General features: G+C 46.5%; 23 protein-coding genes and 1 pseudogene. 7 read left to right on the top strand and 17 right to left on the bottom strand.

The features are described from left to right. Positions 1-64 precede the first annotated feature (64 nt). Complete coding sequence (locus M3630_RS07650; protein WP_221867200.1) at positions 65-1,486, top strand: sigma-54 interaction domain-containing protein; 1,422 nt, start codon at positions 65-67, stop codon at positions 1,484-1,486. Between the two features lie 402 nt (positions 1,487-1,888). Here M3630_RS07650 and M3630_RS07645 read toward each other — a convergent pair whose 3' ends face one another. After that, positions 1,889-2,290 (bottom strand): hypothetical protein, encoded by a 402-nt coding sequence (locus M3630_RS07645; protein ID WP_251251738.1) that lies wholly within the window; start codon positions 2,288-2,290, stop codon positions 1,889-1,891. Positions 2,291-2,341: 51 nt separating this feature from the next. Next, positions 2,342-3,184, bottom strand: coding sequence for a deoxyribonuclease IV (locus tag M3630_RS07640; protein WP_251251737.1), 843 nt, complete (start codon positions 3,182-3,184; stop codon positions 2,342-2,344). A 140-nt stretch (positions 3,185-3,324) separates the two neighbouring features. Here M3630_RS07640 and M3630_RS07635 point away from each other — a divergent pair, with 140 nt between their 5' ends. Next, positions 3,325-3,918, top strand: a complete 594-nt coding sequence (locus M3630_RS07635) for a TetR/AcrR family transcriptional regulator (protein ID WP_221867201.1) — start codon at positions 3,325-3,327, stop codon at positions 3,916-3,918. 62 nt (positions 3,919-3,980) lie between these two features. Then, positions 3,981-5,228, top strand: a complete 1,248-nt coding sequence (locus M3630_RS07630; protein ID WP_251251736.1) for an MFS transporter — start codon at positions 3,981-3,983, stop codon at positions 5,226-5,228. 60 nt (positions 5,229-5,288) lie between these two features. On the opposite strand, the gene M3630_RS07625 is transcribed toward M3630_RS07630, so the two are convergent. The 9 genes from M3630_RS07625 to M3630_RS07585 all read right to left on the bottom strand — a co-directional run bounded on the left by M3630_RS07625 (position 5,289) and on the right by M3630_RS07585 (position 14,982). Next, positions 5,289-6,155: a universal stress protein gene (locus tag M3630_RS07625; RefSeq protein WP_221867202.1), complete on the bottom strand. Its 867-nt coding sequence runs from the start codon at positions 6,153-6,155 to the stop codon at positions 5,289-5,291. A 163-nt stretch (positions 6,156-6,318) separates the two neighbouring features. Continuing rightward, complete coding sequence (locus M3630_RS07620) at positions 6,319-7,380, bottom strand: HD-GYP domain-containing protein (RefSeq protein ID WP_173609723.1); 1,062 nt, start codon at positions 7,378-7,380, stop codon at positions 6,319-6,321. Positions 7,381-7,500: 120 nt separating this feature from the next. Then, the gene (locus M3630_RS07615; RefSeq protein ID WP_251251735.1) at positions 7,501-8,358 is read right to left on the bottom strand and encodes a patatin-like phospholipase family protein; all 858 of its coding nucleotides are present in this window, start codon (positions 8,356-8,358) and stop codon (positions 7,501-7,503) included. A gap of 110 nt (positions 8,359-8,468) precedes the next feature. Beyond that, complete coding sequence (locus M3630_RS07610; RefSeq protein ID WP_251251734.1) at positions 8,469-8,780, bottom strand: hypothetical protein; 312 nt, start codon at positions 8,778-8,780, stop codon at positions 8,469-8,471. 45 nt (positions 8,781-8,825) lie between these two features. Further along, positions 8,826-10,388: a solute symporter family protein gene (locus M3630_RS07605; RefSeq protein ID WP_370646645.1), complete on the bottom strand. Its 1,563-nt coding sequence runs from the start codon at positions 10,386-10,388 to the stop codon at positions 8,826-8,828. Between the two features lie 89 nt (positions 10,389-10,477). Beyond that, complete coding sequence (locus tag M3630_RS07600; RefSeq protein WP_232773113.1) at positions 10,478-12,004, bottom strand: solute symporter family protein; 1,527 nt, start codon at positions 12,002-12,004, stop codon at positions 10,478-10,480. Then, positions 12,004-12,351 (bottom strand): DUF485 domain-containing protein, encoded by a 348-nt coding sequence (locus M3630_RS07595; RefSeq protein ID WP_251251733.1) that lies wholly within the window; start codon positions 12,349-12,351, stop codon positions 12,004-12,006. The genes M3630_RS07600 and M3630_RS07595 overlap by 1 nt, the downstream gene beginning before the upstream one ends. Before the next feature lie 151 nt (positions 12,352-12,502). After that, positions 12,503-13,231 (bottom strand): LytR/AlgR family response regulator transcription factor, encoded by a 729-nt coding sequence (locus M3630_RS07590; RefSeq protein WP_173609728.1) that lies wholly within the window; start codon positions 13,229-13,231, stop codon positions 12,503-12,505. Continuing rightward, on the bottom strand, positions 13,231-14,982 hold the full coding sequence (locus M3630_RS07585; RefSeq protein WP_251251953.1) for a LytS/YhcK type 5TM receptor domain-containing protein: 1,752 nt from the start codon (positions 14,980-14,982) through the stop codon (positions 13,231-13,233). The genes M3630_RS07590 and M3630_RS07585 overlap by 1 nt, the downstream gene beginning before the upstream one ends. Before the next feature lie 131 nt (positions 14,983-15,113). Between M3630_RS07585 and asnB the strand changes: the two genes are divergently transcribed. After that, entirely contained in the window at positions 15,114-16,961 is a 1,848-nt protein-coding gene (gene asnB, locus M3630_RS07580) for an asparagine synthase (glutamine-hydrolyzing) (protein ID WP_251251732.1), read from the top strand. A 56-nt stretch (positions 16,962-17,017) separates the two neighbouring features. Here the strand turns inward: asnB and M3630_RS07575 are convergent, their stop codons facing one another. Beyond that, a complete protein-coding gene (locus tag M3630_RS07575; protein ID WP_173609731.1) occupies positions 17,018-17,545 on the bottom strand; it encodes a hypothetical protein in 528 nt (175 codons plus the stop codon). A gap of 218 nt (positions 17,546-17,763) precedes the next feature. Here M3630_RS07575 and M3630_RS07570 point away from each other — a divergent pair, with 218 nt between their 5' ends. Then, positions 17,764-18,945 (top strand): NupC/NupG family nucleoside CNT transporter, encoded by a 1,182-nt coding sequence (locus tag M3630_RS07570; protein ID WP_232773112.1) that lies wholly within the window; start codon positions 17,764-17,766, stop codon positions 18,943-18,945. Positions 18,946-19,091: 146 nt separating this feature from the next. Continuing rightward, entirely contained in the window at positions 19,092-19,847 is a 756-nt protein-coding gene (locus M3630_RS07565) for an alpha/beta fold hydrolase (RefSeq protein WP_251251731.1), read from the top strand. A 126-nt stretch (positions 19,848-19,973) separates the two neighbouring features. Here M3630_RS07565 and M3630_RS07560 read toward each other — a convergent pair whose 3' ends face one another. Continuing rightward, positions 19,974-22,016 (bottom strand): molybdopterin-containing oxidoreductase family protein, encoded by a 2,043-nt coding sequence (locus tag M3630_RS07560; RefSeq protein WP_251251730.1) that lies wholly within the window; start codon positions 22,014-22,016, stop codon positions 19,974-19,976. 220 nt (positions 22,017-22,236) lie between these two features. On the opposite strand from M3630_RS07560, the pseudogene M3630_RS07555 reads away from it, so the two are divergent. Further along, positions 22,237-22,378, top strand: a pseudogene (locus M3630_RS07555) (IS256 family transposase); the annotation flags it as partial. A gap of 26 nt (positions 22,379-22,404) precedes the next feature. Here M3630_RS07555 and M3630_RS07550 read toward each other — a convergent pair. From M3630_RS07550 to M3630_RS07535, 4 genes are all read right to left on the bottom strand, one after another. Then, positions 22,405-22,917, bottom strand: a complete 513-nt coding sequence (locus tag M3630_RS07550) for a hypothetical protein (protein WP_251251729.1) — start codon at positions 22,915-22,917, stop codon at positions 22,405-22,407. Positions 22,918-23,118: 201 nt separating this feature from the next. Beyond that, positions 23,119-23,406, bottom strand: a complete 288-nt coding sequence (locus M3630_RS07545) for a barstar family protein (RefSeq protein WP_251251728.1) — start codon at positions 23,404-23,406, stop codon at positions 23,119-23,121. A gap of 1,202 nt (positions 23,407-24,608) precedes the next feature. After that, on the bottom strand, positions 24,609-24,983 hold the full coding sequence (locus M3630_RS07540) for a hypothetical protein (protein ID WP_251251727.1): 375 nt from the start codon (positions 24,981-24,983) through the stop codon (positions 24,609-24,611). 143 nt (positions 24,984-25,126) lie between these two features. Then, complete coding sequence (locus tag M3630_RS07535) at positions 25,127-25,756, bottom strand: hypothetical protein (RefSeq protein ID WP_251251726.1); 630 nt, start codon at positions 25,754-25,756, stop codon at positions 25,127-25,129. Position 25,757 lies beyond the last annotated feature (1 nt).

Here is a 25,757-nt window from a genome sequence, read left to right as displayed (position 1 = left end):
ATTCACTATACAACAATCAATTTGATCTTGTACAATCAGTTGAAAAACCGGGGAGCTACTCAACATGGAAAAAGCTGCGGAGATACTAGCACTGTCTTCTGTTGATCGTTTTATTGACATCCTGAACACACTGGCAGATGGCATATTCATTGCTGATGCCCAGGGAACTACTTTATGGTTAAACAATGCCAGTGAAAACCTGTGTGGTCTGCCAAAAGCCGAACTCATCGGGCAAAACGTATCCGACCTCGAAGAAATGGGGATTTTCAGCCCCTCTGTCACCCGCTTGGTTTTGGAAACGGGAAAACCGACCACAACCATTCAGCTCGTCAATAATAAGGGGAAATTTCTGGTGACCGGACATATTATCCCGGATGAGGATGGAAGACCGGAGCTGATCGTTTCCCACTCACGCGATATCACTGAGGCAGCCCGTGCCAGTTCACAGCTGGAAGAGACGGTCGCTTTACTAAAGCGGTACAGCGAAGAAATTCAGCTCATGAAGTGGGAAGCTAGCCAGAGCTCTTCCCAAACCTTGATTGGCAACAGCCGTTCCTATCTCGCCCTGCTGGAATTAATGAAAAAAGCAGCCCCTGTGGACACGACCGTGTTTATTACAGGAGAAACAGGTGTAGGAAAAAGCTATCTTGCGGAGCAAATCCATCAATTGAGCGAACGAAGCAGCGGGCCGTTCGTCCACGTCAACTGTAGCGCCATTCCCGAAACCTTGATCGAGTCAGAGCTGTTCGGCTACCATAAAGGGGCCTTTACGGGGGCGAGTCACTCGGGAAAAATCGGATTAGTAAAAATGGCGGACAAAGGGACGCTTTTCCTGGATGAAATCAGCGAGCTTCCCTATCACTTGCAATCGAAATTATTGCTGCTTTTGCAAAACAAAACGTTTATGCCGATCGGCGGAACGAAAACATACACTGCTGACATCCGCATCATAACCGCAACCAATGCCAACCTTCAGGAGCTCGTGCGGTTGGGCAAATTCAGACATGACCTGTACTATCGCCTAAATATTTTACCCATCAATGTTCCGCCATTACGGGAGAGAAAGGACGATATTTTCCCGTTACTCCATCACAATTTACAGCGATTCAATAGCAAACATAACCAGAAACGGCGTTTTTCCCCGGAAGCACTGGATGTTTTGCATCAATACGAATGGCCTGGGAATGTGCGGGAGTTGGAAAATTTGGTAGAGCGGATCGTTATCACGTCCAAGCTGGATGAAATTCAAGTGAGTGATTTGCCAGAAGAACTGCGGAGTATTCGTGAGCTGGAGGAGGGAATTCTTTCACTCGGTTCTCTTTCTCTTACAGAGCGGATGGAGAAAATTGAGATGGAATTTATTCTGCAAGCATTGCGTACACACAAAACAACTCGCAAAACAGCATCGGCCCTTGGCATAACCCAGTCGCTACTTATGCGGCGGATTAGAAAGTATGGGATTCAGCTGGATTCTGAGGAGGAATGATTGGGAAGCTGAGTCAACATTGTGGAGGAGAAGAAAAAGCGCAGTTCTCTTCGACTCTGACACGCTCACAAGGGGGATTGACTGTCCGTCTCCACTTCAAAAAGGGGACCGTCGAGCCAAAGCCACCCTACGGGCGGACGTTTCTCAGGGAAGAAGTGTTCGACAACCGGGTCCCCTTTTTGAAGTTCCGACTGGGTAGGCGTTGTCAAGGTCTGCGAGTCCTGCGCTTTTTCTTCTCACCAGCTTTTTTTGTTCATCGGTACCTTTTAAAAGCAAGATCCTCGTCAGTATAAACTGAGGGATAATCTTCATAAGGCTCAATGCTACAGATGTGCGCCCGTATACACTCTTTATGACATAAAAAAGGAGCGCTACCTTGCAGCGCTCCTTTTCGTTCTTGGATTACTCGTCAATCTTCTTTGCTTTTTTGCCAAACCACGTATTTGCAACCAGCTCGACTACCTGCTTCGGTAATGATTGTGGTGCTTGTATTTCCGTTCCAGCCTTGTCCACTGTGCGGTACAGCAAAGCTTTGTCATCCGCGGGGTCTGACATGGTTTGCAGCGTCCACTCGCCGATTTGTCCGGCGCTTGTCCACTCCTCGATCATCAGCTGATACTCACCTGGAGCCAGCTCGATGTAATCATCGTCAGTCACATCTACAATCGCATATCCATCATGCTCGATTTCAGCATCGTATGTATTTCCGTTCGCCGCTTCGTACAGAGCGAGCTCCTCCGGGTTATTCAAGTTTTCAGTCAGATGAGTAAAATCCGCAATCGTCACCTTAATACGCTTTTTCATAGGTACCCCTCCCGTGTTGAACACATCATTTCACACTCTACCACAACATGGTCAGCCCTGCCAATTGTCTATAAGCAGACGGACATGTTTGATTTCTTCGCGATGTCCCCCTTCTGAGCCTCTCGCGGTTTCCAGAACGATGGGAAGTTCCCGCAATTCGGGTGTTTGTAAAAAAGCGGCAATGGCTGCATCCCCGATCATCCCTTTACCGATAGAGGCATGCCGGTCTCGAAAGGAACCACTCGGATAAACGGAATCGTTCAGATGAACGGCTCGCAGGCTCGTAAAATAATCGAGCTCTCGCATCCGATCAGCTACTTCTCCCCAATCATTCCCTTTCCACAATCCGCTGGCAAATGCATGACACGTATCCAAGCAAAAGCCTACCTTTCTTGGCTCAGCAAACAGTTGTCGAACCTGCGTAAGCTCTTCGAGAGTCGTACCCATGCGGTTGCCTTGTCCAGCATTGTTTTCAATTAACAGCTGGGCTTTTCCATTCCAGCCATCCAGTATTTGATTGACCATCTGGATCATGATTTTGTATCCGGTAAGGACATCCGCGCCTTTATACTGGCCAAAGTGAACGACCACACCCAACGCTCCACAGGCTTCGGCAATTTCAAGGTCATTTCGTACGGAGCCCACTGTAACGGCGAAAAGCTCCTGCTCCTCGACGCAAAGATTCACTGGATATGGGGTATGAGCAATCGATAGCATGCCGTTTTGCTGACAAAAAGCGCGACATCGCTCTGCGTCCCGGGCATCGAATTGCTTGACACCTAAGCTACGCGGGTTTTTCGGGAAAAATTGAAATGCTAACGCTCCTTCTCTAAATGCAGTTCTCGCCGCCTCCTCGTACCCGTGACGAATACTGACATGACAACCGATTTGCAAGATAGCCCCTCCCCTCACTCGCTTCTTCTCATTTTTCCCTCTGTCCCTTTTTCTCAATCGAGCACTTGCACTTCCCTGTCAGATCGAATAGACTAAAACTAAACCGAACGTTCAGTCTAGGAATAAGGAGCATTTCTATAATGTCAAAGCGCCGTCTCGATGGGGAGAAAACCAAGCAACATATCGTAGAGAAAGCCACCGAGTTATTTTCTCAGAAAGGCTATTCAGCCACTTCCATTGAGGACATTTGCCAAGCAACTGGAGCGAGTAAGGGCAGCCTCTATTACCACTTTAAAAACAAGGAGCAGTTGTTCCTGCATTTGCTTGAAAAGCAGTACAGCGAATGGGTAGATTTATGGCAGGAAAAAGAAAAAGAATTCGAGACATCCATCGAAAAGCTGTACGGCTTAGCTGCCTTTTTCTTGGAGGATTTTTTGTCCCACCCTCTGAAAAAAGCAGGCGAAGAGTTCTCCGGCAGCCAGCTCGCTGATCCAGTCATTTTGGAACAAGTGCTGGAAATGCTCGGCTCCACGTATACCCTCTATACTTCACTCTTCCAAGAAGGAATCGACCGAGGGGAGTTCGCTCCATGCGATCCCGAAGAAATGGCGATGATACTGGAAGGGCTCATGAACGGAATCATCAATGTAGGTTATCAAATGGAAGACGAGCGTCTTCATGCTCTGCTGAAAAGGAGCATTGACGTTTTGCTGCACGGCATTATTGCCAGGTAGCATTTTTTTCAACTTTAATTAGACCGGACGTTCGGTATATTTTTTCGGGAGTGATATGACCTATGAAAGGTCTTTGGGGAAACAAAGTTTTTCTTACCGTTTTTATCACGGATACATTGGAAAATATCGGTATATGGATTCGCAACATGGCCTTGCTCTACTATGTCATGGAGACGAGCGGCAACAATCCGACCGCCGTATCGCTTTTGACTGCTATCGAACTTGCGCCGATCTTGGTTTTTTCGATTATTGGCGGGGCATTGGCTGATCGCTGGAACCCGAAGCGAACGATGATAGCCGGAAACCTGTTAAGTGCCCTCTCTGTATTGGTCATCGTGTATTTGCTCTGGCAAGGGATGTGGATCGCTGTATTCTTTGCGACCTTTATCTCGGCTATCGTGTCGCAGTTCTCCCAGCCTTCTTCTGCCAAGATGATGAAGCGTCATATTCCTGATGAGCAAGTTGCAGCAGCTGTGTCTATTTCACAAAGTACGGGTTCGATTTTTCTGCTGGTTGGCCCGATTATTGGTACCTTTTTCTTCGAGCAGTGGGGCATCTACCCTTCCCTGTTAACGATGGCCGGGCTGTTCTTCGTCTCGGCACTGATCTTGCTGATACTTCCCACCTCAACTGCCAGTGCAACAGAGGAAGGCGGAACTCTCCTTTCTGAGATTAAAGCAGGTTTTGCCTATGTAAAAAAGCGACCAGCCTTGCGCCGGATCGCCATTGCCTTTTCATGTCTGGGGTTATCCTCGGGTTTTATCAATTCACTGGAGGTATTTGTCATCACGGATCGTCTTTTACTTTCCAAGGAAGCCATTCAATGGTTTACCGCGCTAGACGGTTTGGGTATGCTGTTGGGCGGCATCTTGGCTTCCATTTATCTGGAACGCTTGAATAGTCGCTGGGTCATTACAGGTGGATTAATATTCTTCGCTCTCTCCGTCGCCGTAGAAGTTCTCTCTGTATGGATGTACCTAACTGCAGCGATGCGCTTTTTTACCGGAATAGGGATGGCATTTTTACAGATTGTAATCGGTATGTTCATGATCAAGCTCGTGGATGAAGCATATATCGGAAGGGTGAATGGAACGATCTCACCGCTCATGGTCGGACTCATGATGGTCGGTTCCTTTGCAGCAGGTCCGCTCATGCAGATGACTTCGTTGATTACGGTATTTCTGATTGCATCTGTCATCCTTCTGCTCGCTGCATGGGGATGTAAGCAAATCAAGTGGGATTCGGCGGAAGTAACACAAGATGGAGCTAACCAACTTCTCGAACACAAGCAGGCGCAAACGCTATCGTAAGAAACATACGACCAAGCAAAAAAGCTGTCCACCAAACGGACAGCTTTTTCTAGTAAAATGCTATGTTTTCACAATGAGGAGTGGTGTTTTCGTACGATGAATCGTTTTAAATGTCACACTGCCGAGCAGCGTACCTGCGACTGCACCTTGGCCATGATGACCAAGCACAACCAGTCCAGCATCGATTTCTTCAGCGGTCTGGCGGATCACAGTCGCTGGATCTCCGACCACGACCTTGCTTTCAAAAGGAAGCGATGCAGCTTCAAGCATCTCCTCGCAAGGTTTTAACGATTCACGTCCCCAACCTTCGAGTGTATTCATGTTATCCCAGCCTACGCCATATACACCTGCATATGTGACTGGTGGGATGACAACGGACAAAAGCGTATACGATACATCTGGGAGGTGCTGACTCATCTCAATGGCTTTTTTCGCAGCTTCCATCGAATGATCGGAACCATCTACTGCAATGAGTACTTTGTTCCAAGGGAAGCGGCTCTCATCTGTCTCCTCTGCAATGAGGAAAACCGGAACTTTGACATCATGGAGTGTCGGATAGCTGACGCTTTGCAACAGGAAGCCTGTAATGCGGCCGTAGCCGTGTGTTCCCATTACGATGGCGGCATAGTCATTCGCAGCGTGCTTGGCAATGACTTCATGCGGCTCTCCGAATTCAATCTCCAATTCATACGTGATACCTGCTTCTTCTACGATCGCCAGAAATTTCTTCAGATCTTCTCTTGCTTCATCCAATTGATAATCTTCTACGACATCTCGTCCCAACCTTCTGACAACATTGCGTGAAGGGAACGGAGAGATGGCATGAAGCAATGTGATATCATGCTTATTTTTGGCGTAGGCCAGCGCGAAGCGGACAGCCTGAATGGACTGCGCTGAGAAATCAACAGGAACTAGAATGCGGGACATAATGACACGTCCTTCCTCTTTTTCATCTGGCAAATGCGGTGTAGCTCTATGTATCCATCTGCCTTGATTTCATTGTAGCCCTGTGGGCCCGACGTGTATGTAGGGGTATTCCCTGATCTTGGTAGGGATATTCCCTGATAGGGAGTCCTAATCTTTCAATGCCCTAGTCCATGACAGCCGTGATAAAAATAGTAGGCTTTTCACTTAAATCAATGTCCGTAATCTCATGATCATCCACCATCCGCCGAGTCGCCTGTTGGTCTCTTCGAATAACCCGAACGACTGGGCGCGAAGGCAAGCCTTTATTTTGATCAATGATCACACCAATTTCGCCTGTTGACAGCTTAAGCGAGGTTCCTGTCGGGTACATGGCAATCGAGCGCAAAAAGTGAATGACCATTTTATGATCGAAGCGTTTCTCCGCAAGCCCCATGACTTTTTCGCAAGCCTCATACGCTGGCAACGTCTCTTCTTCCCCCGAAAAAGGCGAGATGAGATTGTCATAGTAGTTACAAATCGCCACTATCTTGGCGAAATCATGAATCTCATCGCCAGTCAGTCCTCGTGGCTGCCCACTACCATCCACCCATTCATGATGCTGCAAAGGGACATGTGCGGACACAATACTCATCTCATGTTTTTTACGCAACAGATCAAAGCCCAGCCAGGTATGATGATTCGTTTTGCTGTTCTTTTTGTATGCTGGTGCTTCCTTGTCGACTGACAGCTTTCCAATGTCATGCAAGAGGGCGCCGATGGCGAGCTCTTTTAGTTGAGCCGTATTATAACCTAATCCAACGCCCATTACTGTCGCCATCATGCACACATTCAAGGAATGAATGTACATAGCGTTGTCGGTCGTGCGAATTTCTCCCAGATTCAAGAGCACACGACGATTTCTCAAAGTTTCATCGATGATACTTCCCACTGATTTTTGAATGCCGCGGACATCAAAGTTTTTTCCGGACTGCACACACGAAATCGCTTGTGACAGATTGCGGATTGCGTCCTTCCGAGTGGTCTCCGTGACGACCTCCTGCTCTTTCACTTCGTCGAGCAGCGGGTCTTTGATGCTTAGCATCGTGACGCCAAACCGGCGCAATTTATTAATCATTCCGACAGTCAGTTGGACACCTGCATGCAAGAGCGTCAAACCCTCGCTTGTATAAATGCTTCGAGCCAAAACGTCTCCTGGCTCTACTAGGTCTACATTCACATATTTCATGGGGTCTTTCCTCCTGATTCCGTCCTCCCCTGATGCTTCTTCCCTATCTTTGCTTTGAAAAAACCTGTTTCGCAGGATTTTGCCGAAAAAACATCCCCGGAACAGATTCCTCCTCGTTTTTCATCTGTGCCTTCCAAGACCAAGCCATGTACAAAGCCCAGAAAATTGGGTACGTGCATCCTGGTAGCCTTGTGAGTAATAATGCTCCAGCTTCTCCTCTTGACGTTCAAAACCTCGTAGAAAGGTACCGACGGGAGGTGCGATGACAAACGCTTTGCCTTCCTTTTGCATCTCTTTGACCTGCTCAATAGCCTCACAATAGATACGAAAATGACGAATGAATGCTTGACACAAGCGCTTACTTTTTGGAAAAAAACGCTCGACACGCGAAAGCTTGCGCATCCACTCACTTGGCGGACAAGAAGAAGTAAGCACTATAATATGTTTTTGATTGCCATCAAGCATGGACTTCACGAAAGGTACCGGATGCACGATGCCTCCATCCCATAGTTTACGTCCGTTGAACGCAACTTTGGGTGATAGAAACGGAAGACTGCACGAAGCCCGAATCACATGAAAAATATCCTCACAGTCGTCTTTCGTAAAGTAAACGGCATCCCCTGTCGCGCAATCCGTCGTGACAACGACAAACTGTTCCTTGGCTTCGCGAAACCGATCAAAGGCGAACGGCTCCAGTTTGTTAGGCATTTCATTGAAAATAAAATCCATGCCAAACAGCGAGTGCTTCTTGATCAAATTTTTGTAGTGAAAGTATCGGGGATCACGAATGTATTTCGTATGATAAATCTTGCCCAATCCGTGCTGTCTCGCCAGGTATGCCGCCCCATTACATGCACCTGCTGATACAGCAATCACATACGGAATGTATAGCTCCTGCTCCATGAAGTAATCCAAAACGCCAGCAGTATAAATTCCACGGCTACCCCCTCCCTGCAAAACGAGCCCGACCTTTTCCATACCAATCACCTATTTTGATGTCGTTTACCCGTAGTATGAATGATTACCCAACGAAACATGCAGGGTGAGATCGTGCCAATCAAAAAACGACCCTCAAACGGGGTCGCCACTCAATCGTCTTTTTTCATCATGCTGTACTCATCACGGATCATCGTTACGTTTTCCTCATGCTGTGTCAACTCCAGCTTATAGAGGATATCGGCAAGCACCGCTGCATAGATCAACGTTAACTCCCCGGTGTTGACCGGCTCACGAAAGTAGCTTCCGATCATTTCATAGCCTTTTCGCTTAAAGGCTTCGGTATCTTCCTCTTCCAGTGCTTCACATAGCTCGCCAATCAGATCATCCAGTGCCAGCCTTGCGCGCTCATAAACATCTGGCTGGTCATGTGATAAAGCGTCTGACTCTTTCGTCGTCCCCACTTACCCCTCCTCCTTTATTCCTAGAGTGGGGCACGCGGCGGGGCTTTATGCAGATTCTTGTTCCGTTTTCTTCGCAGGTGGAACTCGGATTCCCGTCAACGCCTGAAACAGTACGCGTTGGTACTTCCTCTCGGCATCCGGATCAGGCCGATCCAGTAGTGTTCCGAGCACTGCCCCTAAAAAGCCGAGGGGTATAGAGACCAATCCAGGATTCGTCAGTGGAAATAGTGGCTCCGCACGAATAAGTCCGGTTACGGGATGCATAACAGTCGGTCCCAAGAAGACAAGGACTACTGATGCCGTTAACCCTGTCAGGACACCACAAATCGCTCCTCTTACAGTAAACCGCTTCCAATACAAGGTAAACAACAGCAGTGGCAAATTGGATGATGCTGCAACCGCAAACGTCAGCGCAACGAGAATCGCCACGTTCATTTTTTCTGCACCAATCGCCAGCCAAATAGAGATCACGCCCACCGCAACTGACGAAAGCTTTGCCATGGTGACTTGTTCTTTTTCTGATGCCACCCCTCGCCTGATCAGATGACTGTAGACATCATGCGCGAATGCAGAAGAGGCGGAGAGCACGAGTCCTGTCACGACCGCCAATATCGTCGCGAAGGCAACGGCAGCAATATACGCCATCAAAAACTCTCCGCCGAGAGCATCCGCCAAGAGTGTGACAGTCAAATTCCCCCCAAAGCCCACATTTTTCAATGCCTCGTAGCCTACAAACGTGCTCGCCCCGAAACCGAGGAAGATCGTCATCAAATAAAAAGCGCCGATGACCCAAGTAGCGGTGTAAATCGAATTACGCGTCGTCTTTGCGTCCTTGACTGTGAACAACCGGGAGATAATATGGGGCAGTCCGGCGGTACCGAGAATCAAGGCCAAATGTAGGGAGATCGTTTCCAGCGGATCATGAAGCTGATTACCCGGTTGCAAGAACTGTTCTTGAAGAGGTGTAATCGTACTCACATGGGAAAACATTTCGGAGAAGCTCCAATCAAAACGTGCAAACACGATCAGACTTAAGATCAACGTCCCCGTCAGGAGCAAAATCGCTTTAATAATCTGAACCCAGGAGGTCGCAACCATCCCGCCGAACACGACGTAAAATGTCATCAGGCTCCCGACAATCAGGACCGCCGTATCGTAACGGACTCCCAATAAATAATGAATGAGGGCACCTGCCCCAACTAATTGCGCCAGCATGTAAAAAATCGTAATTAATAGTGTCGTACAGGCAACAACGCCACGCAGCCAAAGACTGTCAAACCTGACGGCAATCGCGTCTGCCAACGTATATCGCCCCAAATTATGCAACGGCTCCGCTACTAAAAACAAAATAATCAGATAAGAGACAAAAAAGCCAATCGCATACACGAACCCGTCAAAGCCGTACATCGCAATCGTGCCCGCAATCCCCAAAAACGAAGCAGCACTCATGTAATCTCCTGCAATGGCAATGCCATTTTGTAACCCGTTCAAGCGATTTCCAGCTGCATAGAAATCTCTCGTCGTTCCTGTCTGTTGGGCAGCCGAATAAGTGATGGCCATCGTCCCGATAATGACGGCAAGGAAAAAGATGATCGTCGTCACGGACAATACCTCTCCCTTCTTGCAAAAATGAAAAAAAGACCAGGGGCTAACCCCAGCCTTCTCTTCGTGGCATGAGCTTCCTATGTTTACTGTTTCTACGCTGAATCTTTCATTCCTGTATTCGCTTTCACCAAAATTTCATCGTACTTTTTATCATCACGGGAGCTGGACAACAAGGTTCCGATCCATGCTGCCAAAAACCCTAACGGGATCGAGACAATACCCGGGTTCGGCAACGGGAACAGCGCTTCGCCGACCAAAATAGCTTTTCCAGCCACAGGATTCCAAACGTTCGGACTCAACGCAACCAGAATGAGGGCGCTGAACAATCCGACGAGCATCCCGCTGATTGCTCCCGCCGTATTGAACCTTTTCCAGAAGATCGTGAACAAAATCACTGGTAGATTTGCACTCGCCGCTACTGCGAAAGCCAAGGCAACAAGGAAAGCCACGTTCAGATTTTGCGCAAACAAGGCGAGCAGGATAGAGACAATCGAGACTCCGACAGACGCCCATTTGGCCATCTTCATCTGCTCATTTTCCGTTGCTTTTCCTTGACGTAATACGTGTCCGTAAAAGTCGTGCGCAAACGCAGAAGCCGCAGTCAGCACCAGCCCAGCCACTACCGCGAGAATGGTAGCGAAGGCAACCGCGGACACGAAGGCAAACAAGAAATTTCCGCCGAGTGCTTGCGCAAGCAGAGGAGCTCCCATGTTACCTGCCGGGTCCATATTGCCCGCTCCGACAAACGCTGCCGCCCCAAAGCCGAGGAAGATCGTCATGACATAGAAGACACCAATGATCCACGTCGCGTACACGACCGACTTGCGAGCTGTTGTGGCATCTTTTACGGTGAAGAAACGAATCAAAATATGCGGCAATCCAGCTGTTCCGAGCACAAGCGCGAGATTCAGGGAAATCGTATCGAGCCCTACTTTAAACTTGTTGCCAGGATTGAGGAATTGCTCTCCCAATGGTGTCGCCGTCTTCATTTGCTCGAACATTTTCAAGAGATTAAAATCGAATTTGGCGAAAACCATCATGGAGATGATGAATGTCCCGACCATCAACAAAACTGCCTTGACGATCTGCACCCACGAGGTCGCCGTCATCCCGCCGAAGACGACATAGATCGTCATCAATGCCCCTACGATCAATACGGAGGTCGTGTAATCCAGCCCCAAGAGCAGCTTGATCAAGGCGCCTGCTCCGACCAATTGCGCGATCATGTAAAAAATCGAGATGGCAATCGAATTGAGAGCCGCGACACCACGAACCTTTTTATTGTCAAAACGCGCGGCTATCATATCAGCCATCGTGTATTTTCCTAAATTACGCAAAGGCTCTGCTACCAAGTAGAGCACAACGAGATACGCGACAAGAAAACCGATACTGTAGAAGAATCCATCAAACCCGCTCAACGCAATCATTCCGGCAATTCCCAGGAAGGAAGCAGCGGACATGTAATCTCCCGCAATCGCGAGGCCGTTTTGCCAACCCGTCAAGCCTCCTCCAGCGGTATAAAACTCACTAGTCGTATTCGTCTTTTTCGAAGCGTAAAAAGTGATGACAAGCGTCAATAGAACAATGACTAGAAAGAGTAAAAATGCAGTAACGTTCATTAGCCCCTTCCACCTGCCTCTTGTTTGATTTTCTCAACGAGCTGATCAAACTGCTCTGCCCGCCTCGTGTACAGGATACAGAGACCCCATGTCATGACGAACTGAGCAAAGGCAAATACCCACGCCCACGAAATGGCTCCAAACGCTGGTTGATTCAGTACGGTGAAGTAGGAGGTTAAAATCGGAAGGGTAAAGTAAAACACGAAGAAAAAAATAGAAGATGGCAAAATAAATGCTTTTTTTCTTCTTAAAAGCTCTTTGAAAGTGGCTGACTGAATCACTTTTGCATAATCAACAGCATCCTTCTTCTGATCCTCGGCTTTTTTTGCCGAAGCGGATTTGCTCATGGGAACCTCCCCCTCATCTACAAAAATGTAAGCGCTTCCTACATTGTAGAGAATCCTTTTCTAACCGTGTATTTTTCTGCGCAAGATGTCGGGGAGCGTGTGTCAGTGGCAGATTTTCAACCACGATCTGCAAACCAATGGATCACCAGGCTTACTCCTCGAGCCGTTTGAGCAAATCCTTGGCGGAGGTCCGGGACACGGGTATACGTGGTCTACCTTCTCCCTTCAAAATCAGGTTGTAGGCACCGTTGAACCAGGGTTCGAGCTCGCTTATGTATTGAAGATTGACCAAATAGCTTTTGTGGGTACGGAAAAAGTCGTATGCGAAAAGCTTATCCGCCAGTTGTGTCAGGGTCATTCTCGTCGAGTAGGTAGCCGTTTGGGTGACGATTTGCACATATCGCTCCTCCCGCACTGCGTAGACAATCGTCGCTGGATCAATAACCACTAATCTGCTGTTGTCTTCTACCAACAGCTTGGTTCGTTTGGTCTGGACTGGCTCTACTTTTGGCTTGACCAGACGCTCCCGTATTCGTTGCATCGTTTCTACCAACCGCTTGGGCTCCGTAGGCTTCAACAAATAGTCGACGGCGTACAGCTTAAATGCATCGATGGCAAATTCCTCATACGCGGTACAAAAAACGATAAGGGGATGCTGCTTGCGTGAAGCGAGCATTCTCGCTGCCTGTGCTCCTTCCAGCTCAGGCATTTTCATATCGAGGAAGACGACATCCGGCTCGTGCACATCGACCAATTCCAAAAGCTCTCGCCCGTTAGTAGCATAGGGCAGCAGTTCTACGTCTCCTTCCTGTAGCAGTAAATAGCTCAGTTCTTCGCGTGCTAGTCGCTCGTCTTCTGCAATCATGACGCGTATTGGCATCAGGCACTCACCTCTTTTGTAATCGGAATCGTAAAGGTAATCGTACTGCCGCCTTCTGGTTTATTGGCAAAATGAAGTTGGGCATCTTGTCCGCACAAGCTGATCAGACGTTGGTTGACATTATGGATGCCAATTCCGTTGCCCTCCTTACTCTCCATCGGCACCTTTCCCAGAACTGGCAGCAAGTTGTCGGGAAAGCCTTGTCCATTATCTTCGATTTGAAAAACAACATGCACATCCTCCCGTTTCACATGGAGAATGATCTCACCGCCGTTCGTGATATCGCGAACACCATGCTGAATGCAGTTCTCAAATAACGGCTGCAACGTGCCAGGGGGAATAAGAGCTTCCTCTACCCCCGCATCAATGATAGTGCGAACGGCGAATTGCTCGGAAAATCTGATTTTGATAATTTCCAAATAAGCATGCAGGTGATCCAACTCCTGTCTCACGGTGACAAGCGGACTCGCTGTTAGCTTCAGGTTAAAACGCATGAACACGCCAAGCTGAATGGTCATATGCCGGGCCAGCTGCGGATCAATTCGTATCAAGGTCACAATTGAATTTAATGTGTTAAACAAAAAGTGAGGATGAATCTGTGCCTGTAGCATCCGCAACTCTGCATCCTTCATCAAACCTTTCATTTGCTCCGTGAGAGATAGGGTCAATTGATTGGAAATCAGGTTGCCAAGCCCTTTTGCCAATGCTTCCTGGACCCTTCCTATTTGTTGCGGCCTCCGATAATAGAGTTTGATCAAACCAACGACGCTGTCCCCCTCTTTAATCGGCACGAGAATCGCGGCATGCAGGCTACAATTTTTCCGCTTGCACCCGACACTCTCACGCGACAATCCCTTGTCGATTCCACCGCTATACAGCGCCAGCTTATCGAGCTCACTATGGAGCGCTTCTCCGGGATGATGATGATCTGCCCCCACTCCTACATGTGCTAGAAGCCGTTCTCGATCGGTTACCGCAACGGCCGCTGCTTTCGTTTCTTTTTGTAAGACGAGGGCTGCTGACTGAGCCGTTTGCGGTGTAAGCCCCCTTTTCAGATGTGGCAATATTCTTTCCGCTATCGTAAAGGAACGCTCTGCCTCAATGGCTGCCGAACGTTCTGCCTCTTGCAAGGCAACCCGTATCATCGTCGTAAAAATCGCAATCGAAACACTGTTCGTGAGCACCATCGGAATCCCAATTACGTTGACCATAGTTCGCGCCAGCTCAGGCGGAGCTGCCATGATCAATAAAAGCGACATCTGAATAATGGGTGCGAACATGCCAATGAACATGGCTTTGGACGGAGAAATAACCCGCTCCTGTGAGAAAAAACGCGCTACGTATCCGGCCAGCAACCCCGTGATCGGGATCGACAAGCCCATCGGTGCTGCGGCGAATCCTCCCAATTGAAAGACATGAAGCCCAGCAATGACACCTGCCCCCAGGCCAACGAGAGGTCCCCCAAGCAAACCTCCAATAACAACCCCTACCAAAGTAGAATTGGCAATTATTTCATCATGGGACAAACGAAATATCCAAAACGCAGGGAGATAGCTCTCCCCTTGCACGACCACTCCTGCATATGTACCTGCAATCCCAAACAACCCGAACATCACGGAAAATGCAATTGACGTCCCTACGTGCAGTTCGCGGTCTAAAAGCTGGCGAAACAACGGTGTCCTTGTCAAAATAAATGCCAGCGTCAAAAGAATGCCCATTCTTTCAATGAGCAATAACGTGAGATTGTCCACCATAGCCTCCCTCAGTTTAAATCTTCTATAAATTCCGCATATTACCCGCAATTCCCTGCTGGACAGACAACCTCGTTGGGCTAATTGCATACGCTGTGTGTGCAATGCTTCAGGAGAAGGGTGATCATGCCATGTGTGGAATTGTAGGATGGATTGATTGGGAAAAGGACTTATCTGGTGAACGTAATGTGCTGCAAAAAATGACCCAATGCCTCAAGGATCGAGGCCCTGATGCAGAAGGCTTTTGGCTGACTCCTCGCGCGGCCCTCGGTCATCGTCGCCTTGTGGTCGTAGACCCTGCTGGCGGACAGCAGCCCATGTCGGCTCTCAAAAACGAACATGCCTGCACCATGATTTACAATGGTGAATTGTATAATACCGAGGATTTGCGAGCAGAGCTGCTTGCTTGCGGACATACTTTTCAATCTCACTCGGACACGGAGGTGCTTTTGCACACGTATTTGGAGTGGGGCCCAGAATGTCTGTCAAAGCTAAACGGCATCTTTGCTTTTGCGATCTGGGACGAACGCAAACAAAGATTGTTTGTCGGCCGTGACCGTATGGGGGTTAAGCCGCTGTTTTATGCGCAAAGAGGCAGTTCATTTCTGCTTGCCTCCGAGCTGAAAGCCTTGCTCGCTCACCCCGAAGTCAAACCAGAGCTCTCTCGTGAAGGCTTGGCGGAGGTTTTCGGAATCAGTCCCGCCCGTACGCCTGGCCATGGTGTTTTTCACAACGTACACGAGGTTCGGCCCGGCGCTTATCTGTTAGTGACGCGGGATGGCGTCAAGCAAAAACGCTACTGGCAGCTCGAAAGCCACCCACATACAGATGACCTGGAGACAACAGCGGAACGTGTCAGGGAGTTAGTCACGGATTCGATTGAACGCCAATTGGTTGCGGATGTGCCCGTTTCGACCCTCTTGTCAGGCGGGTTGGACTCGAGCATTATTACAGCCGTTGCGGCAAATCATTTTCAAAAAACAGGCCGCGGCACCCTGCACAGCTACTCCATCGATTACGTCGACAACCGAAAACATTTCAAGGCGAGTGCTTTTCAACCGAATGAGGATGAACCTTTTGTACAACTCGTTACAAAGTTTCTCGGAACCGAGCACCACACGATTGAGTTCGACACTGAAGATTTGATCGAATCCTTGAAAACAGCGACACTCGCCCGCGACTTGCCGGGGATGGCTGATGTAGATGCGTCCCTTTACCTGTTTTGCCGCGAAATAAAAAAAGAGACAACCGTCGTCCTCTCTGGAGAATGTGCAGATGAAGTATTTGGCGGGTATCCGTGGTTTCATCGTGAGGAGCTGTTAAATGCCGGAACCTTTCCTTGGTCGAGAGCGACAAAAGAACGTGCCTCCTGGCTATCCCCTGATCTTCGTGATTGGGTCAAACCAGAGGAATACGTTGCCATGCGATATGAGGAATCTCTCAATGAAGTCCCACATCTTCCAGGGGAAGATCCGATTGAAGCTCGCCGACGGGAAATGTTTTATTTGAATATAACGTGGTTCATGAACACATTATTGGATCGCAAAGACCGAATGAGTATGGCGGCCAGTCTGGAAGCGCGTGTCCCGTTCTGTGACCACCGTATCGTGGAATACGTTTGGAACATCCCATGGGATATGAAGACGCACGGGCATCGGGAAAAAGGAATTTTGCGAAAAGCCATGGAAGGAATCTTGCCTGATGAGGTTTTGTACCGCAAGAAAAGCCCGTACCCAAAAACACACAATCCAGCCTATACGGAAGCCGTTCGCTCTTGGCTGCTGGATATCATAAACGACTCTTCCTCTCCACTGCTTCAACTGGTAGATGTTCCAACGATTCGAAAAATTGCCGAGTCAGATGCACAAGCTTCGAGCATTCCGTTTTTCGGTCAGCTCATGAGTACACCTCAGTTGTTCGCCTATCTCGGTCAGCTGAATTATTGGCTGCGGGAGTACCGTGTTTCCATTCGTACGTAACGGTATAACAAAAGCTCCTCGCCCCTTATGTTTCGGGGGAATTGAGGAGCTTTTCGTTACTTTTTGGTTCGTCCCCGTTGCTTGGTTCTACGTACGGGTTGTGCCTTCGGGTTGAGGGGTATGGTAGCCAGAGATTGATATCTCAGATCAAACTGCTCGCCTGAGCGTTTCATGATCGTGAACGTTTTGGTTGCGCCGACTCGGATCAAACGGTAGTCCACTCTTGTTTTTTTCCCTCCCCCGCTCAGGATCGCAGCCACGGTCCGATGATCCGGCAGATTCACTTTTATCTGCAACGACAGCACGGTTGCTGGAAAAGGCGGGATGTCACGGTAAGGAACACAGAGCTTACCTTTCAGCATCCGCAAATGGAGATTCCGAATCATCACTTCCGTCAATTGCTTCCCCCAATACCGGCGGAAAATACGGGAGATTTTTCGTTTGGTGTTGTATTTTTCGGGCAATGGCGTGTAATCCACACCGTTTACGGTATAAACAGGCTTTCCTCTCGGCGAATTCGCGATCTGAGTCCAGACATGCTCTGCTGAAGTGATAAACTGCTTGAGCCTCTGCAACTCATCCAAGGGATTTCACCTCCTCCATAAACCGTATGGTGGTGGGCTTATGCTAGTACGCCCGATTTCAGCGCTCCAAACGCAAACGGACAACAATTCTGAACATACATATAAATTGCAATCATATTATCAGGATGATAGAATATAAACCGCTTTCACTTCTCTTGTCGGGAAGTGCGTTTTTTTGCCTTTTAAGTTTAGTACTATTTAATTTTTTGGAGGTTGTAATGAATTTTATCATTCCCATCGCTGGCATACTCATCGTGATCGGGTTAGCATTGTTAGGGAGCAATAGTCGAAAACAGGTCAAATACAGACCGATCATCGTCATGATTGCTCTGCAATTTTTGCTCGCCTTTCTTCTTCTGCATACCAAGTTTGGGTTTATATTCGTTTCAGCCATTTCCAAATCGTTTGAAAAGCTTCTTGCTTTTGCTGCGGAAGGAATCAATTTCGTATTTGGCAATCTGGCAAACGACGGACAAATGTCCTTTTTCCTTGGTGTTTTGCTCCCAATCGTCTTCATTTCCGTCCTCATCGGTATTTTGCGTCACTTCAAGATTTTGCCGATGATCATGAAAGCAATTGGCTTTGTTCTGAGCAAAATTAACGGCATGGGTAAGCTGGAGTCTTACAACGCTGTTGCTTCTGCTATTGTCGGCCAAAATGAAGTATTCATCACGGTGAAAAAACAGCTCGGTTCCTTGCCGGAGCACCGTCTGTATACGCTGTGCGCGTCAGCCATGTCAACCGTTTCGATGTCGATTGTCGGTGCGTACATGACGATGATTGAGCCAAAATACGTTGTCACGGCCCTGTTCTTGAATCTGTTTGGCGGCTTTATTATCGCTTCGATTATCAACCCTTATACAGTGAACGAAGAAGAAGATTTACTGGAGATTCAAAGTAATGAAAAGCAGTCCTTTTTCGAAATGCTCGTCGAGTACATCATGGACGGATTCAAGGTAGCGGTAGTCGTGGGAGCCATGCTGCTCGGTTTTGTTGCTTTGATCGCCGCTGTGAATAGCTTGTTCGGCATGATTTTCGGCTGGACGTTCCAAGAAATGCTCGGATTCGTCTTCGCTCCTTTTGCCGTCCTGATGGGCATTCCTTTCGGGGAAGCGATGACGGCTGGTAGTATCATGGCGACGAAGCTCGTAACGAACGAGTTTGTAGCGATGATCGAGCTGGGAAAAGTCGTATCTGAACTGAGCCCACGTACAGTAGGAATTCTCTCCGTCTTCCTCGTTTCGTTCGCGAACTTCTCCTCTATCGGCATTATTGCTGGTGCGGTGAAAGGGCTGAATGAGAAACAATCCAATGTGGTTGCTCGCTTTGGGTTGAAGCTGTTGTTCGGTGCCACGCTGGTTAGTCTTTTGTCCGGTGTCATCGTCAGCTTTGTTTTGTAAGTGACATAAAAATGTGTCTCTCTGCCATGTGCAGTAGGGACACTTTTTTGTATGCAAAGGGTATAGCTAAAGTTCTCTTGCAAAAAAAGGATGATTGCATGGTTTGTGGAAATGAACCAAATAAAAAAATATTTGGAGGAGATAAAATGAGTGACATTGGAATAAATGAACCGAGTCAAAAGCTCGACATCGGTGGAGTTAGACTATGTTTCAAATATTTTGGTGAAATAAGTGATTTTCCGACGGTGGTTTTTGATTCTGGTTATGGGTGTACATTGAACTACTGGAGTTCGATTGGTGGTGACATTTCAAAGCATACTAGGATATTCATTTATGACCGAGCAGGTATAGGGGAAAGTGAAAATGATAAAAGACCTCGTCATAGTCAGCAAATCATTGAGAATCTTAGAAGCTTGCTTCAGAAAGCAAACGTGTCTCCCCCTTACGTTTTGGTCGGTCACTCTTTTGGGGGATTGAATGTTCGCCTATATGCAAGTACATTCACAGAAGAGGTTGCCGGAGTGATTTTATTAGATCCATGTCATGAAGATCAAAATAAAGTCATGGTTCCTTTGTTCTCTGAAGAAGTTCAAGCAGCGTACTATAGTCAGTTTGTTCTTGAAGGTTCTATTCAAGAGATAGAAGAAAGCTTTGAACAAGCTCGAAATTCTAAATCACTTGGCAACAAGCCACTCATTGTCGTATCGGGTACATTACAACCTCATCATACTCCCGAATCTATGGCTGCTTGGGTCCACTTACATAAAGAGCTTACGAAATTATCAACCCGCAGCAAGCATATCATCGTTGAAAATGCTGGACATGCCATTCATATTGATCAGCCAAATGTTGTCGTAGACATCATTAAAGACATGCTGTTTTTGTGTAAAGCTCAAAAATAATTAAGATGAATTGGTTTAAAGCAACTATGTTCATTGGACAACTTCCTCACTATAACCCTTGCTATCCTTTCGGGTAATAAAAGTAACCAGCGAGTGTCCGGCTACAATCGAGACACTCGCTGATTTTTATCGTATGACCTTCTCCACATCGACACGCCCGGAAAAAAAGGTAGCTCCTCCCCCCATGTCCGCGATGCGATCCGGGGTCAGCGCATTTACATAATGCTTTGAGTGAGGAGCATCAGCCCACAAGCCTTGACTAACCACCACTCCCGGTAAAACATTTTCTCCTATCGATACAACCAGCTCGCATTCTCCCCGCTCATTCCATATGCGGACCGTATCTCCGTCACTTATGCCTGATGCAGACGCATCTGCCACATTCATATGCAAACGTGGTATTTTCTCCATTTTCTTATGCTTCTCATTATTCGAGAACGTGGAGTTCAAATAGTTGTGATTCGGCCCCGGCACAAATAAATACGGGAAATCCCCATCATTCACCAATGGCGTGTACGTCGGTAATGGGGGCAGCCCTCGTTTTGCCATTGCCTGCGAGTAAAGCTCAATTTTGCCACTTGGGGTGGGGAGATGTTCCAAAAAGAAAGGTTCCAAATTTGCTTTGGCATATTGTTTTTCGACCAAAGTTTCATACGTGATTCCTTCCAAATGAGGATTGCCGTGCCCCTCCAACGCCTGTCTGACCATCTCTGCATCACTGTCTTGAAAAACAGGTTCGTCATACCCCATGGCGGCAGCCAGCAAGCGGAAAACATCCGTGTTGGACTTGCTCTCTCCAAATGGGGCGATCACCGGTTGCTGAAGCTGAATGTAATGATGCCAATACGACGTGTAAAAATCCGTATTTTCATAAGAAGACGTCGCTGGCAAAACGATATCGGCATAAAGAGCCGTCTCCGTCAAAAACAAATCATGCACAACGGTGAACAAATCCTCTCTCGCCAAGCCTTGCCGCACTTTGTTTCCATCCGGTGCAACAATGGCTGGGTTGCTCGTATAGACGAAGAGCGATTTCACCGGCGGCTCTGTATCGAGCAACGCTTTTCCAAGCTCATTCATATTAATGACTCTCGTCTGTTTATTGGCCAGCAAGTCTGGTCGCTGCACGGCAAGCTTGTTGTGCTCCAAGAAACCCTTATTTCCTTTATTGGCCCCACCACCTTTGACGAGCCACTGCCCTGTCAGGGCCGGAAGACAAGCAATTGTCCTTACACACATGCCACCATTGTCGTGATGCTGAATGCCGTTTCCAATGCGAATAAAGGACGGGGAAGTGGTACCATACATTCTCGCCAATTTGTAAATATCGTCGACAGGGACACCCGTTATGGCTGATACGGTAGCAGGATCGTAGGTACGAACATGCTCCCTGAGCTCTTCATGTCCTACCGTATACTTTTCCATAAAGGCTGAATCCACCAAGTTTTCTGCAAAAAGCACATGCATAATACCCAAAGCCAAAGCTGTGTCTGTTCCGGGTAAAATCGGGATAAACCAATCAGCCCATCGACCCGTCTGATTTTTATGGACATCGATCACGACGATCTTCGCCCCATTTTTTCGAGCCTGTTCTGCAAATACCACTTGATGCATGTTGGTGCTGACCGTATTGATCCCCCACATGATGAACAGCTTGGAATGAACGGTGTCTTCCGGATCTGTTCCAAAAGCTCCGCCCATCGTGTAGCTGTACCCTACAGCCCCTGCACTGTTGCATATCGTACGGTCAAGTTGACTGGCCCCCATACGATGGAAAAAACGGCGATCCATTCCTTCTACACTAATTCGCCCCATGTTCCCGTAAAAGCTGTAAGGCAAAACGCTCTCGGGACCGTCTGAGTCGATCAAGGCACGCCAGCGTTCGGCTATAGTAGTGACCGCTTCCTCCCAACTGATTCGAACAAACTCCCCGCTCCCTTTTTTGCCAACACGCTTCAATGGATGCGTGAGTCGCTTGGGATCGTAAATGCGCTCTGTCATGTTGCGGACTTTGTTGCAAATATTCCCCTTCGTCACCGGATGGTTCGGGTCCCCTTCGATTTTGACGATTTTCCCCTCTTTTTTATGAAGGAGCAATCCACATTGGTCCGGGCAATCAAGTGAACAGACTGCTGGAAAAACACCGTTTTCCTGTGTCGTATAAGTCATGGAGGTTCCCTCTTTCTCCTAACCATAAATGGCTTTTATACGCTATTATAATCGATTGAAAAAAGAAGGCACTACCCCTGCGTGAATGAGGAGTTAATGAATTTTAAATCGTGGCCAATTGCAGAGAAAGGCTCCAAATAGTTACGGCAATCGCTATCCCGTTCCTAACATGTCCCCCTAAATCAAGTGCTACTGGTGACAAGAAATTAGTCAAGCCTACGGCTACCATCGACAACTTCGAAAAGTAACGAGGGGAAAGCCGTTTCCCCATCGACAATGCCCTGCTTAAAATGTTATATCTCGTAACGATAGATGTCCTACGAAAATGGACGGGGCGAGTACAGACTCGAGAACCTTGTTAGAATTTATCCAACAAGGTCCTCCTACTCTATTCAACTAAGTTTACATGAAATCGGTTCTTTAATTCTGACCATGTGGCGTTAAGAAATTCAACCTTGTTCGTAAACCCAATATAATGCTCAAAATTTTCTTCGTCAAAAGTTGCATAATATTCTTGTTGGAATATCACATTCGAGTATTTCGAAAAGTCGTCGCCATCCTTCACAACAACACATCGAAACAAACTGTCGATATCAATCGCTTTTATAATCTCGTCCGTTGTCTTTACTGAGAACCAAATAATATTTGGTGGAGTATTATTTGGTTTGTCCCAGTGAGGAATTGTCTCTTCCCACGGCAATACCCATTCGGAATTAGTAAATAGACGTCTTTCATTGATGAAATCTTGAATCTTCGACTCGAATAAATGAAGATTTCTCTCATAGAAAGAGAATAACAGCAAGGAATCGTTTTCTATTAGAAAACTAAGAATTTGAGCAACTTCCTCAGTTGACACATTATGTTTTAACATTCCAATTGATTTTATAAAGTTAAGTTCCATGCTATCCTCCTAATCGTTGAAGTAGAAATGTTGGTCTGATCTAGTTCTCCCTGTGTTTGGATCAATATATTGAAAGTGAGTTGGGTCATATTAGTTAAGATCGATTACATCTTTTTGGAAAGAATGAATAGCTTTTTTAAGATTACATTGGAAGGGCTACTCTGGTGCTTTCTATATACTTAAAATCACTCAAACCAGTTTTCATTTTACTATCACTTTAAATCCTCTTTCATTTTTCTCTGCATCAGTAAAGACTTGGAGTAATTTCTCTGCATAATCACCTAAATATTCAACACTTTTTTCATAATTCAACCATTCAATCGTTAGAGGTAATTCAATCCACGCAGTTAAACATTCCCATAACGAATCGAGATTATTTCCCCAATACGTATGGTCATAATGTTCAGGTTCTACTAGTTTGCTTCTCAGAATGCTGTGTAAATTATCCCTAGAAGTAAATTCCTCACCGTTAATTTTTATGATCTTCATTTTGATTCTACCTCCAAAACTTATTTAATGGCAGTTGGCTGTTATGCCATCAGCGTCAAATATCGCTGCCAAATCACTGTTTTTTGTTCTTTGCCATACAGCCTGGAATGCTGCACAATCAAATCATATTCTTCCGTCACAATATCCACTCGATCAATCGAGATCTTTGTCTGCCAAATATAATTCGAAAAGCACGGTTTCTTTCAAAATTTTAGATTTCGCCAAACGTGCATCGTCTTTGAATTCGCGTCCATTCTTTTCACCAGATCGAATAAAACAATTGTACCGTCATTGGCAATATCAATACATTTCCCATTCTTTTTGTAGCGATGATGGGCCGTTTTTTTGAAATGATATTCAGCCGAATCTTTGCCATTGTCAAAGCTCCCTTTGTTCGAAGCTGTAATATGTAACGCTAATGGGTTAAATTCAAACATTTTTGTGCGTACAGGCATATTAAAGGAACATCATACGGGGATAATTAGGGTTAAGTTCATTCAGTACCTTCCGCCCAATTTATTCGGCACTGGGTAGTGTTCATTTTGCTCAAAAAGAACCACCCTACGCCGGTTAAGGCGCAGAGTGGCGCTAAGTTAATAGATCCTAATGACAGTAAAAGGAGTTTTGAATTTGTTATTTCCGAAACAAATCATTTGTCACCCCTCCATTAGTAGTAATATGGTTATTAACGACAATCGTTTTCTGTTGATGATGACTATTTTTTCCGATGACTTTGATGCCACTTTAGATTCTGTCATACTTTGTAGCACTATAGTCCAAGCGCCCAAGCAAATAAATAACCACGCTAAACTGTAAACTCCGTTTCAACTTAATTGACATGTCTTTATGATCACATGATTAGGTAAACTATTCCACATCAGCATTTCAGTTAGGCTTAAAGTGGTCAGAATCTTTAAAATGAGAATCATTTAAACCTCTTTGTAGGCGCACTCTTTACGTTATAACACGCTGAGGGATACAACAAGAAGTTGCTAGTAAGCCTAGGTGTTCACTGAAAATAATGTATTAGACTCGAAAAATAAAGGGTACCGGCAATATGAAAAACTCGTGTTCCTTAGCGTACAGGAATACGAGTTTTTTATTACATCCAAGTCACATTTTGTTGGCGGTACCCCCAAAAGATACCATGTAGGCTGTGGCCACGTTTGCCACAAGAGGTACAATTCGTAACAAGCGATTTGCTACTTCTGATTATCTTCAGGAAGTAGCGAATATTCTAAACCCATAAAACTAGCTACGGAGAGCTTTTCTTCGTTGCTGACCTGAAATCGGTAATTAGCAGGAGACAATAGCGCCTTTTCATCATCTTCCGTCAAATTTTCTTTTAGCTTTAGCTGTTGCGAAATCGTATACCGATTCTCTTTACTGTTGAACTCAATTTGAACATGTGAAGGAGTCTCAGCAAGCAAATTTTTAATGGTCTCGTTGCCTGGCATATCTGCAAACGGAAAGTAAATGGGTTTTTCAGTATGCATCATTTTTTCTCTTAAATCGTCCGAAATTAAGATTCGTAACGTGAGTTCTGCCGAATTACCGTTTTTTGTTATTTGAAGCACGGATGTTTTTAGATTCTCCCCTGTAATTTCTTCGAAATAATCGTAGACAGTTACATATGACTTCTCTTTAGGGACTGTTACTGCCTCGCTACAGCCACTAAGAAGAACTATGAACAGAAGGAGAAGTATATGGAGAGGTCGGATCATAGATCTTTTGATTTTTTACTAGAATACTCTTTGTACGAGTATTTGACGTTAACGTAGTTAGAATCTACTACTCTGCCTTGAAAATATTCGTTTAAGCTTCCAGTTGTTTTTACGGCTTTTGATCCGTATTCAACGGTTGTAATCGTACGCTTTGGTATGACCCAACTGTGGGTTGTTTCTACAATGTCTTCATCTCCAAAGGAGACTTCTGCATTAATCCCCACTTTTCCCTCTATTATCCTCCAGTTGACTTTCGTCTCGGCTTCCACGCCTATTTTTCCGGTTAGAAATGTTTTTTTTGTAACCTTCCTTGAAAAGGTATCGTTTTCGCTACTATTGTTCTCAATATCAGCTTCATAAGATTTTGCTTTGTATAGGTCCTTCTTAGACATTTCATATACTTTGCCAGTCATATCATTGCCAAAGGGACCAATCTTAGATGAATCACTCTTTGTAAGGTCATCTGTAAAATCATACTCTACTGGGTTCTCATATACACGTTCAACGATTTTTAGGTTACCTATTTTAATAGTCTCACCTTGAGATACTGCGAAAGCAGAGCCAGCCCCAGATACAACTAAACTGCTAAGTAAGAGAGTTGCGAAAGAAATTTTCTTAATAGTCATT

Source organism: Brevibacillus sp. MER 51, from assembly GCF_023714195.1.
GTDB lineage: Bacteria > Bacillota > Bacilli > Brevibacillales > Brevibacillaceae > Brevibacillus.
Note: the sequence above shows the minus strand (reverse complement) of the source record. Positions and strands in the feature narration are given on the sequence as shown.